This is a genomic window from Acinetobacter kyonggiensis, assembly GCF_900107285.1.
In the GTDB taxonomy this organism is placed as follows: Bacteria; Pseudomonadota; Gammaproteobacteria; order Pseudomonadales; family Moraxellaceae; genus Acinetobacter; species Acinetobacter kyonggiensis.
The window spans coordinates 113144-125735 of the sequence record NZ_FNPK01000010.1; the positions used below are offsets into that span (position 1 = coordinate 113144).

A 12592-nucleotide genomic window follows, 5' to 3' on the forward strand; every position below is an offset into this window, starting at 1 on the left:
AAATTGGAGTTTGTGTCATGAATTTGGCTGATCGTGATGGTTTTATTTGGCAAGATGGACAGATGGTTGATTGGCGTGAAGCGAAAATTCACGTTTTAACTCATACATTACATTACAGTATGGGTGTTTTTGAAGGTGTCCGTGCCTATGAAACTCCGAATGGAACCGCGATTTTCCGTTTGCAAGATCACACTAAACGTTTGCTGAATTCTGCAAAAATTTATCAAATGAAAGTTCCATATAATCAAGCAACATTAGAGCAAGCTCAGATTGATGTGGTACGTGAAAATAAATTGGCTTCTTGCTATTTGCGTCCAATTATTTTTATCGGTTCTGAAAAACTGGGGATCGCTGCAACAGACAATACCATTCATGCCACTGTTGCTGCATGGAGCTGGGGTGCTTACCTTGGTGATGAAGCAATGGCGAAAGGTATTCGTGTTAAAACATCATCATTTACCCATCACCATCCAAACGTGACTATGTGTAAAGCAAAAGCGTCAGGTAACTATACCTTGTCTATTCTTGCACATCAGGAAGTGGCACACTCGGGTTATGACGAAGCAATGTTGATGGACCCACAAGGCTATGTATGCCAAGGTTCAGGCGAAAACGTATTCTTGGTGAAAGATGGCGTGCTGCATACACCAGATATTTCGGGTGGTGCATTAGACGGTATTACCCGTCAAACCATTATCACCATTGCCAAAGACTTGGGTTATGACGTGATTGAACGTCGTATTACCCGTGATGAGTTCTATATTGGTGATGAAGCATTCTTTACCGGTACTGCTGCGGAAGTTACACCAATTCGTGAATATGATGACCGTGAAATTGGTTGTGGTTCGCGTGGTCCAATTACAGAGAAAATCCAGAAAGCATTCTTTGATGCAGTTCAGGGTAAAGACCCTAAATATGCACACTGGTTAACTTACGTAAAATAAGCTGATCAGTTAAGATAAAAAGGCGAAAACTTGGTTTTCGCCTTTTTTTATGGGTTATGTATTTTCTAGGTTTAGGTTAATTCTTTTCGAAGGACATTTTTATGCATATTGTCTATGTTAGTGATGGAAAGGCGGGGCATCGCTCACAAGCAATTGGTTTGTATCAGGCAATGCAAAGACAAAGTATAGAGGCGGTGACTTTTGAAGAGATTCTCATTGATCAATTGCCCATTTTTAGTTTGTTATTGGCGACATTCAAACAAAGCACGTCGGCTGTTGCTCAGTCACCGGATTATATTTTTGGCGTAGGCAGCCACACTCAGCTACGTGTTTTATTGCTGGGGAAAGTGTATCCGCAAGCTAAAACCGTGATTATGATGAAGCCGAATTTTCCATTTACTTGGTTTAATTATGCGATTATTCCTGAACATGATGGCATTGAAGCATCTGCTCATGTTATCACCATAAAAGGTGCGCTCAATCCGATTGTGAATGAACAGCGCCATCAAAAAAATAGAATTTTAATTGCCCTAGGTGGATCATCGAAACGCCATCAATGGAATGAAGAAAAGGTTTTAGCTTCAATTGATCAAATCGTGAAGAACCATCCTCAAGCTGAGATTATTTTGACCACTTCACGGCGTACACCGAAAGTGTTTTTAGAGCATTTGAATGAGAGTCCATTGGTATCTCATCTACACATATTTCCAGTTGAACAAACCCCGCAAGGCTGGATTTTTGAAGAAATGCAAAAAGCAGAAGCCGTTTGGGTCACTGAAGACAGTGTTTCGATGATTTTTGAGGCATTCACCGCAGGGTGTAAGGTTGGGGTGATTGAAATTGACCGTGTTAAAGAAGATCGTATTACTTTGTCTATTGATCAAATTATTCAATCCAATTTAGTTTCTAACCAGACATCTATTGAAATGTTAGTTGAACCTCATGCTTTTAAAGAAGCGGAGCGTGTGGCAACATATCTTTTAGCCCAATAATCAGGTTGTTTTTGTGATTTATATTCTTATCTTTCTATTGGTTTTAGTCATGGCTTTTAGTTATAAATATGCATGGTGGAAGCCAGCATTAGACTGGAAACGACCACGTGTATTAATGTACCACATGGTACGAGAGCATATTGATGGTGCAAAGTTTAATAAATTACGCGTAGCGCCAAAGGAATTTGAAAAGCAGGTTGCATGGATGAAAGCTGAAGGTTTTCATTTTGTGACAATGCAAGAGTTGCAGAAGAATTGGGGTAAACACCCTGAAAAAACAGTGGCTATTACTTTTGATGATGGTTATTTGGATAATTTAGAAAATGCTTATCCAATTTTGGAAAAATACCAAGCTAAAGCCACTATTTATATTGTTGTGGATCGTCATGATCGTGATTGGTCTACCTATAAAAAAGCACATCATAATAGTGGTGAATTGGCGCGTGAAGCTAAACTGAACGATGAGCAAGTTCAATTTCTAGCAAATAGTAGCTTGGTTGAAATTGGTTCACATACTATGACTCATGCCAATTTAAATAAATTAGATGATGTTGAGTGCTTGGCAGAATTAACTCAATCGAAACAACAATTAGAAAATTTAACGGCTAAGTCGGTGACAAGTTTTGCTTATCCATTTGGGATTTATTCACAGCGTGATGTTGCTTTGGTAAAACAAGCTGGCTATAGCAATGCCGTAACCACAGAAGAAGGAATTGATGGCTTAAATCCTGATTTTATGCAGTTACAGCGCATTAAAATTAGCGGTAAAGATTCGATGTTTGCCGTGAAATTACGTTTAAAATTGGGGAAAAGAGGTTTTTAGGCCTCCTTTTTATGTACGAATTTTGCGAACATGATCTAGCTTTTCAAAGTATTCGATGAGATGTTGATGATTTTTATCCCATATCTTTAAAGGTGAAACTTTGCTTGCAAGATAAATAAGCAAATCAGAAAACCGTTGCTGAGGAGTGTTTTTTATACTTTTCCAATAGGTTGAAAATGCTTTTTTAATGAGAAGGGTTTTATTTTCTTGATCAATATTTGGATAGTTTTGTAAGAAATCATCAATGGTGAAGAACATATCATAGTGCTGTTGCTCGAGATGGCGAGAAAGACGATTTTCGCCTCGAACCCGTGTGGTTTCCTCTTCATCTAAAATTACAAATACACAATCTAAATCAGTGGAAATAATTTTTTGAGAATATTTACCTAAATTTAATGCTAGCGATTCATCTTGAATAAAAATCTTTTCATTACAACCACCGGCTTTTAGAAAAAGCTCCTTACTGCACATTACACACATTTGCATAATATTATTTTTTAAGATGTAATGAAGAGCATTTGTGCTGCTTTCCCAAGTCGCAGTGGTATGTTTCTGAATTTCATTCAGATCATGAGTTTTTACTTTTTTACCATAGCATAGGTCGGCAGATTGATTTTTCATCGCTGTCAAAAACAACTGTAAGCGATTAGGTGCTAATACATCATCAGAATCCATAAAAAATAAATAATCACCCGTCGCTGCAAAACCACCTTGATTTAGGCGAACAGCAGGTCCTTTGTTCTCAGTATTTTGAATGATTTTTATTTTAGGATAGGTTTGTACAATGTATGTTGAATTTTGGCTCCATGATGGATCAGTAGAGTGATCATCCACCACAATAATTTCATGCACAATATCATCCCAAGGTTGTAAGGATTCGATTGTACGATTTAATAATAAGCCTTTATTAAAATGAGTGAGAATAATGGAAATCATGTTCAATCTTCCAGATTATGTTGAATAGTTATTATGAGTGCTTCGCTTAAATTTAACTTGGTTAAATCTCTAGTGCTGGGTAGGATAAAAGTATCCTCTAGATTCTGTCGACTCATTAAGCCTTCCTTGAGATACTTTTGATTTAAAGGCTCAAAAACAGAAGTTTTCATATAAATAGATGAGACAAAGCGACCTGATTGAATCGCTTCTGCCAGCATAGATGTGCTGTCTTCCGTTACAAAAATATAGCTAGATAAGTGAATAAGCTCATGGAATTTTTTAGCGCAAGGATTATTGATCAGGTGTAATTCAAGATTTGGATGATCTTGCAGTGTTTTCCATGTCTGTTCAAGTTCAGGTGTTCTTCTTGAATTGGTAATATATGCCGTAAGCTTTTGTTTTTTGCAGAGCTGTATGAATTTATCAATAATATTTTCATAGTCAGTTTTTTGAAAAGGGTGTTCGGTGGTAGGTCCACCTAACACCAGTAAGGCTGAATTTAAATCTAATACATCATTTTGTAGCTGAGTAAAGATTTTTTTTACAGGTGGTGTCGTTAAGATGACTTGCTGAGTCTTAATGTTTTGCGGTAATGCCGTTATGGTGGTTTGAATTAAAGCATCATTAATTTTTCGGGTATCTCCAGCATAATAAATAGGTAAATTGTATTTACGGCTTAAATAAATAGCATAAAGTAAATTAGGCATGCCTGAACAAATAATCAAGTCATAATTTTGTTGAATTGAAGCATTTTTATAGGCTATTTGAGCTAAAATATCGAAAAATGAGGGATACCAAGACAGTTTTTTTAATAGACTAATGCCCCATTTTTTTAAATAAGGTGTTTTAATTTTAGAAATTTGTGTATGAAAACCCTCTTCAATTTGATCGCAAATACCTAAGCCTGGGTTCAAATGACCTGCTCGATCATCATGGATGAGTAAAATCGACAAATTCTTCATAAATAATATTATTGAAATTGCTTGGAAGGGATTAAATCTATAATACCAAGCTTTTATTGAATGTTATAATTCACTTATTTAAATTATGCTACGAGTATGGCTAAATTATTAAGAATTGTAAGTTGTTCATTTGAGCGAGCTTATATATTTGGGATGGTAAAGAAAAAGCTTTATTGCGTTCAAATTAGATAAATAGATTTAATCGTAGTTGATTTTATAAAAATTAATTATTTACAGTCCAAATGTGGAAGTTGTAATTCAGAATATGTTGATATTGGATACCCATATGAAAATTTTAGTTACAGGTGGTGCTGGATTTATTGGCTCAGCTGTTGTTCGTCACATTATTCAGAATACCGAACATCAAGTTTTAAATGTTGATAAATTAACTTATGCAGGGAATTTAGAATCCTTGAGTTCAGTGTCAAAAAGTGAACGTTATCAATTTACTAAAACAGATATTTGTGATCGTATTGCATTGGATCAATTATTCAAAGAATTTCAGCCAGATGTTGTAATGCATTTAGCGGCAGAGTCACATGTGGATCGTTCAATTTCTGGACCATTCGATTTTATTGAGACTAATATTATTGGCACATACCAATTGTTAGAGGCAAGTCGAGCATATTGGTTGGGGCTAAATGATACAAAGAAAGCGGAGTTTCGCTTTCATCATATTTCAACTGATGAGGTTTATGGTGATTTAGAAGGTACAACAGACCTATTTACCGAAACTACACCTTACTCTCCAAGTTCACCTTATTCTGCAAGTAAAGCAAGCTCAGATCACTTGGTTCGTGCATGGAATCGTACTTATGGTTTACCTGTATTAATTACAAACTGTTCAAATAATTATGGTCCATATCATTTTCCAGAGAAGCTAATTCCATTGATGATTCTCAATGCTTTACAAGGTAAGCCTTTGCCTGTGTATGGTAATGGTCAGCAAATTCGTGATTGGCTATTTGTTGAAGATCATGCACGTGCGCTATACAAAGTCGTTACAGAGGGTGTTGTGGGTGAAACCTATAATATCGGTGGGCATAATGAAAAAGCTAATTTAGAAGTTGTACATGCAATTTGTGATTTGCTTGAAGAACTTGCCCCAATGAAGCCTGAAGGAATTGTTCAATACAAAGACTTAATTACCTATGTTAAGGACCGTCCTGGTCATGATGTACGTTATGCAATTGATGCGACAAAAATTAAGAATGCATTAAATTGGATACCTGAAGAATCCTTTGAGACTGGTTTACGTAAGACGGTAGAATGGTATTTAAAGAATACGGAGTGGGTTGAACACGTGCAAAGCGGTGAATACCAATCTTGGTTAGTTAAGCAGTATTAATACATGAAGATACTATTATTAGGTAAGAATGGGCAAGTCGGGTGGGAGTTGCAGCGTGCACTTGCACCATTAGGTGAAGTTATTGCCTTAGACCGTTACGGATTGATGGGTTTGTGTGGTGATTTAAGCCAAATACAAGCTGTTTGTGATTCTATTTTGAGTGTAAAGCCTGATGTGGTGGTAAATGCTTCTGCTTATACAGCAGTAGATTTGGCTGAATCTGAACAAGAACTTGCAGATCAAATTAATCATCTAAGTATTCAAGAAATTGCTCGAACTTGCCAATTAATTGATACCTTATTTGTGCATTATTCAACAGATTATGTATTTAATGGTGCTGGTGATCAGCCATTTAGTGAAACAGATGATATTGCACCATTAAATGTTTATGGGAAAACGAAAGCATTAGGTGAGCAAGCAATTAAAAATAGCGGTTGTGATTATCTTATTTTTAGAACATCTTGGGTTTATGCTGTAAAAGGTAAAAATTTCTTAAAAACCATGTTGAATTTAGCTCAACAACGGGAAGAACTTTCTATCATTGATGATCAAATTGGTGCACCAACATCAGCTGAATTGATTGCTGATATCTCGGCTCATGCAATTTCTCAAACTTTAGCAGATCAGCGTAAAATTGGTATTTATCACTTAGTGGCAAGTGGTGAAACATCATGGTTTAATTATGCTAATTTTATTTTTGAGCAAGCTCGTCTTTTAGGCTGTGAGTTAGCTGTAAATAAGTTGAATGCAATTCCAACATCGGCTTATCCTACACCTGCGCAAAGACCGCATAATTCACGATTAAATAATCAAAAGTTACAACAGATTTTTCAATTGAATTTACCCGCTTGGGAACAGGGTGCTAAAAGAGCACTCACGGAGATATTAAATAAATGAGCTTAAAACGTAAGGGTATTATTTTAGCGGGTGGTTCAGGTACGCGTTTGCACCCTATTACAAAAGGTGTTTCTAAACAATTACTGCCTATTTATGATAAACCGATGATCTATTATCCACTTTCGGTACTCATGTTAGCGGGTATTCGTGAAGTGCTAATAATTTCAACACCTGAAGACTTACCTAATTTTGAAAAGTTACTAGGTGATGGTTCACAATTTGGTATTGAGCTGAGTTATAAAGTACAACCTTCGCCAGATGGTTTGGCTCAGGCATTCTTAATTGGTGAGGAGTTTATTGGTCAAGATCATGTGTGCTTAATTTTGGGCGATAATATTTATTATGGCCAACATTTTAGCGATCAATTACAACAAGCATCTGAACGTGCATTGGGTGCAACGGTCTTTGGTTACCATGTGACCGATCCAGAACGATTTGGTGTAGTAGCGTTTGATCAATCGGGTAAAGTTCTTAGTATTGAGGAAAAGCCAAGTCAACCTAAATCAGCCTATGCTGTGACGGGATTATATTTCTATGACAACCGTGTTATTGAATTTGCCAAACAAGTAAAACCGTCGGCTCGAGGCGAACTTGAAATTACAGATATTAATAATGCTTATCTTAAAGATGGTTCATTGAATGTTGAGCTGTTAGGTCGTGGCTTTGCATGGTTAGATACAGGTACACACGAGTCTTTACTTGAAGCTGGACAATTTGTTTATACCATTGAAAAGCGTCAATCTTTAAAAGTGGCCTGTCTGGAAGAAATTAGTTTTCATCAAGGTTGGATTAGCAAAGCACAATTAGCAGAAAGCGCAGATGCATTGAAGAAAACCGAGTATGGTCAATATTTATACAAGTTGTTGGGTGAAGCTAAATGAAAGTTGAAACAACCAAAATAGAAGGGCTTTTGATTCTTCATCCCAATGTGTTTGGAGATGATCGTGGTTGGTTTATGGAAAGTTTTAATCAACAGCGATTTGAACAAGCATTAAATGAGCTGAGTTTGCCTATCCCACACTTTGTCCAAGATAATCACTCCTTGTCACAAAAGGGGGTATTACGTGGATTACATTATCAAAATGCACCACATGCCCAAGGTAAACTGGTACGAGTGGTACAGGGAAAGGTTTGGGATGTTGCTATAGATATTCGTCCAGAATCAAAAACTTATGGTCAATGGGTTGGTGTTGAGCTGAGTGCAGAAAATAAGACTATGTTTTGGATACCAGAAGGGTTTGCGCATGGTTTTATTGCATTAGAGGATAATACGCAATTCCTATATAAAACCACTAATTACTACAATAAAGAAAGTGAAGGGGCAATTATTTGGAATGACCCAACACTCGCTATTGATTGGCCTTTGTCTGAAGTAGATGAGGTTTTAGTAAGTGATAAAGATAAAATTTCATCTAAATTTAAAAACTAAGTATAGTTAGTTATTGTATGAGTATTTGATTTCATTAAGCTTAGTTTATAAATTTTATAAATTCAATGAATTACTAAGCTTTATACAATAAAGTTATATAGCTGTATGCTTGGTATTAACATTAGCATACAGCTAAATTTTATATAATTAATGTTTGTTAATTTCTTTTTCAATTAAATGAAGACTTGAATTGGTCATTGAGTTGTAAGAGAATTCACTAGTATTCCTATCCCATAAAGTGGTATTTATATTTTCTTTATGCTCTACTAAGTATGGGGTAGTGGTTATGACTTCTAAATTATGCTTATTTTCAAGATATCTATCGATAGCATTAGTTAATAGATGTCTATTATTATAATTCCAGTTAGCTAAATAATCGAAAATTGATTTATTGTAAATATTAAATACCATGCCAGTAGTTTTATTTAAATTTATATAGTTGAAAAAAATATCATCACCTATTTTTTTTGCGGAAAATGATTTATTTAAATCGGTGACATGTCCTGAGAAAATATCCCATTTTAAATTTGGTTTATTTAATTGGAAATTAATATTATCAATTTTTTTATCGAAATTTGAAGGGAAAAGGACGTCATCTTCACAAATTATAATTCTTTCATAATTATTTTCTTTAGCAAATTTCATTAGATATTTGTAGCTTAGTCCACAACCAATCCAAGGTGTCTTGTGCCTAAGTCCAGGGAATTTCGAAATTTCATTATATTTAGTTAATTCAGATTGAAAAGCAATATTTCTATCTAAATACTCAGGAAGACTTAAGCACCAAAAAAACTCCTTAGGCTGAAATGTAGTTGAAGTATTATTATACATTGTATCAAAATCAATAATATCAAGTGAAAGAAGCATTCGATGAAAATAAAAATCGAACTGTGTTTCATTACGTTGATTATAGCTTTTAATTAATTTTTTACGTTCTATGAATTCAGTCGATTCATTTAGCCAGAAATTAATTCTGTCAATCATTTCTTGAATATTATCTATTTCAACGAAATCTACAATATTTTCTAAGTCTGTATATGTATTAAAGTCAGAACTTTTTTCAGAAATAATTAAAGCATCATTAGATAAGCATTCATATATCCTAGTTGTTTCGAGCAATGCATTTTCGTAATAATGAATATTTAGAACTATTTTACTTTTTTTAATATATTCCCAAATATTTTCACCAAAAGAATTATTAACTATCTTTACTTTAAAGTATTTACTAATTTCATTAATGTAAGCTTTACGACGATCATTGTTGGTGTCACCATAAAATAAAATATCATATTCATATGGAGTATCTTTATCTTTTAAAGCTATTGTTGAGATTGGTAAGTAATATAAGTTTGAAATAGGAATAGAATTAGACAGATATTTGATGTTATCTAATGAGTAATCTAGAATTAAAAGTGAATTTTTTAATTTTTCAATTTGAATTTCTGAAAACCATCGGGTAGAGACTGTTTGTTCTAACTGGAAGGCAATATAGCATTCAGGAAATTTTTTAAAAAATTGCGGACAAACAATTATATATAAAGAATCATCGAATTTTTTTGGATAATTTTCATAATAAATTTGATATTCAATTTTAGAATTATTTAGGCAATTTTTAATTAATTCTGTAATAAAAATCGTATGTTTAGTTGCAAAAATAATAACTTTTTTATTTTTTTTAGTCTTCCATTTTTCAAGTAGAGCAAAGGATTTTTTTCTATTCCAAAGTTGTTTGGTTTCTTTTAAATTATGACTTATATAGTACCTTCTGAAAAATTGCCATAATTTACCTATACTTGTATGTTCTCTATATAAATATTGAAGAGTTAAAATAAAATTTTTCATTAAGTTAATTCCTAAGATTTTAATAGGGTTTATTTAAAAATGTTTTTAATTGATTTAATAGGAGCAATTATAAAAATGGATAAAAACAACTGTAAAAGTAATTTAACTCCTAATATAGGAATTAATGGAAGAGGAACAGTTTTTAGTGCAATTACGCTTGTTGGTACAATTTTATTGTAATAACGTCTTCTAATTGCTAATGATGCATTTTTACGTTGTTCTTTCTTAATTAATTTATGATTTTGATCAAATAAATTTTGAGTCTTATCATTAAGATTGGATTTTAAGAAGTTTTGAATACTAGTTCTAAATAAGAGGATTTGTCTTCTTACTTCAAAATGATCTTTTTTATATTTAGCTTGGGCAATTACACTAGTCTTATGATATCTAAAGTAGTTCAGACATTCTGCACAATAGAAAATATCGCCTTGAGAAACTATTCTGAACCAAATATCCCAATCACCAATAAATTTAAGACTTGGGTTTGCACCACCAACATCTAAATAGCACTTTTTCTTGAAAACAACGCCACTGGCATTTGGGATGGTATTTTGAAAAGTTAAAAATCTTTCAATATATTCTAAACCCAGGAGTTCAAAGTCATGGCTGAATAGCTCAGAGTCACTTGAATCAGTACAATCTTTCCATGTGCCTGTTACTTCACCCTGCGCATTCATACGATATGATTGGCTATAAGCTAAGACTAAATTTGGATTTTGATCAAATTTTGGAACAAGCTTTGCTAAAAAATGTGGATCTGCAACATCATCAGATTCAGCAATCCAAATCAATTCACCTTTGGCTAAATCAATTCCTTTATTCCATTGATAAAATGTTGATCCAGAATTTTTTTCATTAATAATACAATGGCTAACTTTTGGATGGTCTTGATATTTTTTTAATATTTCGGAACTATTGTCAGGAGAAAGATCATCTAAAAGTATGACTTCAAAATTATGAAAATCTTGATTAAGAATGCTTTCAATTCGTTCTTCTAGAAATTGAGCATGGTTGTAGCTAGGGACGATAATACTAACAAACACTTGGGTTGCAACCTACTGATATGAAATGGTTATGAGCATAAAAGCATTTTAACTAATGTCTTTAACCGATTGTTATAGTTATGACATGTCTGGACTTTATACATTGCCAATTCAGGATGAATATTGATATTTTGGAGTTTCTGGGATAATTCTACAGGATTTGAAAAAGAAATAATGTCAGTTTCTATATTAAAAGCATATTCAAGATCTTTGACATATTCACTGACTAAAATACAACCACAGGCAGGTGCTTCAAAACAACGCATATTCATACCTTGACGAATATTTTTTTTATTAATGATATTTAGGACATATTTATGTTGTCCATATAGGTCTGCAACTTGATCTAATTTTATATTATAAGGATGAATATCACATTCAGATTTTTTAAGTTTATCCCAACCTTTACCATACACAGACATTGGAACTGGAATTTGTTCAATTAATTCTTGACGATCTTGACTCCAAGCACCTATGAAAATAAGACGATTCGATTTAGATTCCTTCTTGTCAAAGAAAACAGCTGGGTTATAGGCGAGTGGAAGGTAAATTGTGTTGCTTAATCCCAGCTCGGTTGCATCTTGTATAAAGCTGGAGTCCGTAAAACAATACAGATCAATTACATTTTTTGATTTTAGGAGTCTGTTATCAAAAAAGTCACCAATCCAATGTGCTTTTTTTGCTGGAGATGAAGCTAATACCTGCAATAAGTGTGAATCAAAATAAAATAAATCAGCAATTAAAATTAGATCAGGCTTAAAAATTTCTAATTTTTTTTTCAATAAAGCTGCCGTATATATTTCTTTATTTGGAAGAAGTTTTTTAAGAAAACGCTCTTTAATATTATTGTGATTGAGTGCAAAACCTTCAATTTCATACTCGATTTTTTGTTGTTGGGCTGCAATTAAATTTTCGTACCATTGTAAAATTCCGCCACGTTTTCCAATAATAAGGATCTTAAATTTTCTATTAGATTCCATGAAGATATCCTTGTAACATTTTATCAATTAAACTAACACAAATTAATTATCTGAAATTTAAGCATAATTATACAAAATAAATATAGAGGTGGATCAGGAAATTTGAACAACACTTATAAGTGATATTTTGCTCCCCAAATGATGTTATAAACATCAATATATGGAGTATTTTATGGCACGTAGACCAAGAAGAAATCATTCAAATGATTTTAAAGCTAAGGTAGCACTTGCTGCGATTAAAGCAGAAAAAACACTTGCTGAATTGAGTGCTGAATTTGATGTTCATCAAAACCAAATTATCGACTGGAAAAATCAACTGATTTCAGCTTCCTCGCAAGCTTTCGATCAATCAAAAGCTCCAACAGAACCACCCATCGATCTAAAAAAACTACATGC

Annotated in this window: 13 protein-coding genes; 8 read left to right on the forward strand and 5 right to left on the reverse strand. The window is 33.5% G+C overall.

Annotated elements, in window-relative coordinates; translation table 11 throughout:
- Positions 1–17 precede the first annotated feature (17 nt).
- From BLV99_RS10055 to BLV99_RS10065, 3 genes are all read left to right on the forward strand, one after another.
- On the forward strand, positions 18–944 hold the full coding sequence (locus tag BLV99_RS10055; protein WP_086185209.1) for a branched-chain amino acid transaminase: 927 nt from the start codon (positions 18–20) through the stop codon (positions 942–944).
- Between the two features lie 101 nt (positions 945–1045).
- Positions 1046–1936 carry an ELM1/GtrOC1 family putative glycosyltransferase gene (locus BLV99_RS10060; RefSeq protein WP_092690214.1) on the forward strand — a complete coding sequence of 297 codons (891 nt, stop codon included), beginning with the start codon at positions 1046–1048 and terminating at the stop codon, positions 1934–1936.
- A 13-nt stretch (positions 1937–1949) separates the two neighbouring features.
- Complete coding sequence (locus BLV99_RS10065; protein ID WP_092690216.1) at positions 1950–2759, forward strand: polysaccharide deacetylase family protein; 810 nt, start codon at positions 1950–1952, stop codon at positions 2757–2759.
- Positions 2760–2768: 9 nt separating this feature from the next.
- On the opposite strand, the gene BLV99_RS10070 is transcribed toward BLV99_RS10065, so the two are convergent.
- Both BLV99_RS10070 and BLV99_RS10075 read right to left on the reverse strand, forming a co-directional pair.
- Positions 2769–3695, reverse strand: a complete 927-nt coding sequence (locus BLV99_RS10070; RefSeq protein ID WP_086185212.1) for a glycosyltransferase family 2 protein — start codon at positions 3693–3695, stop codon at positions 2769–2771.
- A gap of 2 nt (positions 3696–3697) precedes the next feature.
- Positions 3698–4657: an ELM1/GtrOC1 family putative glycosyltransferase gene (locus BLV99_RS10075; protein WP_092690217.1), complete on the reverse strand. Its 960-nt coding sequence runs from the start codon at positions 4655–4657 to the stop codon at positions 3698–3700.
- Between the two features lie 286 nt (positions 4658–4943).
- Between BLV99_RS10075 and rfbB the strand changes: the two genes are divergently transcribed.
- From rfbB to rfbC, 4 genes are read left to right on the forward strand one after another with little or no spacing between them, the layout of a single operon-like run.
- Positions 4944–6005: a dTDP-glucose 4,6-dehydratase gene (gene rfbB / locus BLV99_RS10080; protein WP_092690220.1), complete on the forward strand. Its 1062-nt coding sequence runs from the start codon at positions 4944–4946 to the stop codon at positions 6003–6005.
- A gap of 3 nt (positions 6006–6008) precedes the next feature.
- Positions 6009–6902: a dTDP-4-dehydrorhamnose reductase gene (gene rfbD, locus BLV99_RS10085; protein WP_092690221.1), complete on the forward strand. Its 894-nt coding sequence runs from the start codon at positions 6009–6011 to the stop codon at positions 6900–6902.
- Positions 6899–7783, forward strand: a complete 885-nt coding sequence (gene rfbA / locus BLV99_RS10090) for a glucose-1-phosphate thymidylyltransferase RfbA (protein ID WP_092690224.1) — start codon at positions 6899–6901, stop codon at positions 7781–7783. The genes rfbD and rfbA overlap by 4 nt, the downstream gene beginning before the upstream one ends.
- Complete coding sequence (gene rfbC, locus BLV99_RS10095) at positions 7780–8331, forward strand: dTDP-4-dehydrorhamnose 3,5-epimerase (protein WP_092690227.1); 552 nt, start codon at positions 7780–7782, stop codon at positions 8329–8331. The genes rfbA and rfbC overlap by 4 nt, the downstream gene beginning before the upstream one ends.
- Positions 8332–8478: 147 nt before the next feature.
- Here the strand turns inward: rfbC and BLV99_RS10100 are convergent, their stop codons facing one another.
- From BLV99_RS10100 to BLV99_RS10110, 3 genes are read right to left on the reverse strand one after another with little or no spacing between them, the layout of a single operon-like run.
- Positions 8479–10173 (reverse strand): glycosyltransferase family 25 protein, encoded by a 1695-nt coding sequence (locus tag BLV99_RS10100; RefSeq protein WP_092690230.1) that lies wholly within the window; start codon positions 10171–10173, stop codon positions 8479–8481.
- Positions 10174–10202: 29 nt separating this feature from the next.
- Positions 10203–11216: a glycosyltransferase gene (locus tag BLV99_RS10105; RefSeq protein ID WP_092690233.1), complete on the reverse strand. Its 1014-nt coding sequence runs from the start codon at positions 11214–11216 to the stop codon at positions 10203–10205.
- Between the two features lie 29 nt (positions 11217–11245).
- On the reverse strand, positions 11246–12196 hold the full coding sequence (locus tag BLV99_RS10110) for a CgeB family protein (RefSeq protein ID WP_086185220.1): 951 nt from the start codon (positions 12194–12196) through the stop codon (positions 11246–11248).
- A gap of 160 nt (positions 12197–12356) precedes the next feature.
- Here BLV99_RS10110 and BLV99_RS10115 point away from each other — a divergent pair.
- Positions 12357–12592, forward strand: a 236-nt coding sequence (locus BLV99_RS10115; protein ID WP_131725231.1) for a transposase, incomplete at its 3' end; no start/stop codon positions are given.

Bases quoted from the DNA above. Each gene is read 5' to 3' on its own strand.
- BLV99_RS10055 (WP_086185209.1), top strand. From the start codon at position 18: ATGAATTTGGCTGATCGTGATGGTTTTATTTGGCAAGATGGACAGATG.
- BLV99_RS10060 (WP_092690214.1), top strand. From the start codon at position 1,046: ATGCATATTGTCTATGTTAGTGATGGAAAGGCGGGGCATCGCTCACAA.
- BLV99_RS10070 (WP_086185212.1), bottom strand. From the start codon at position 3,695: ATGATTTCCATTATTCTCACTCATTTTAATAAAGGCTTATTATTAAAT.
- BLV99_RS10075 (WP_092690217.1), bottom strand. From the start codon at position 4,657: ATGAAGAATTTGTCGATTTTACTCATCCATGATGATCGAGCAGGTCAT.
- rfbB (WP_092690220.1), top strand. From the start codon at position 4,944: ATGAAAATTTTAGTTACAGGTGGTGCTGGATTTATTGGCTCAGCTGTT.
- rfbD (WP_092690221.1), top strand. From the start codon at position 6,009: ATGAAGATACTATTATTAGGTAAGAATGGGCAAGTCGGGTGGGAGTTG.
- rfbA (WP_092690224.1), top strand. From the start codon at position 6,899: ATGAGCTTAAAACGTAAGGGTATTATTTTAGCGGGTGGTTCAGGTACG.
- rfbC (WP_092690227.1), top strand. From the start codon at position 7,780: ATGAAAGTTGAAACAACCAAAATAGAAGGGCTTTTGATTCTTCATCCC.
- BLV99_RS10100 (WP_092690230.1), bottom strand. From the start codon at position 10,173: ATGAAAAATTTTATTTTAACTCTTCAATATTTATATAGAGAACATACA.
- BLV99_RS10110 (WP_086185220.1), bottom strand. From the start codon at position 12,196: ATGGAATCTAATAGAAAATTTAAGATCCTTATTATTGGAAAACGTGGC.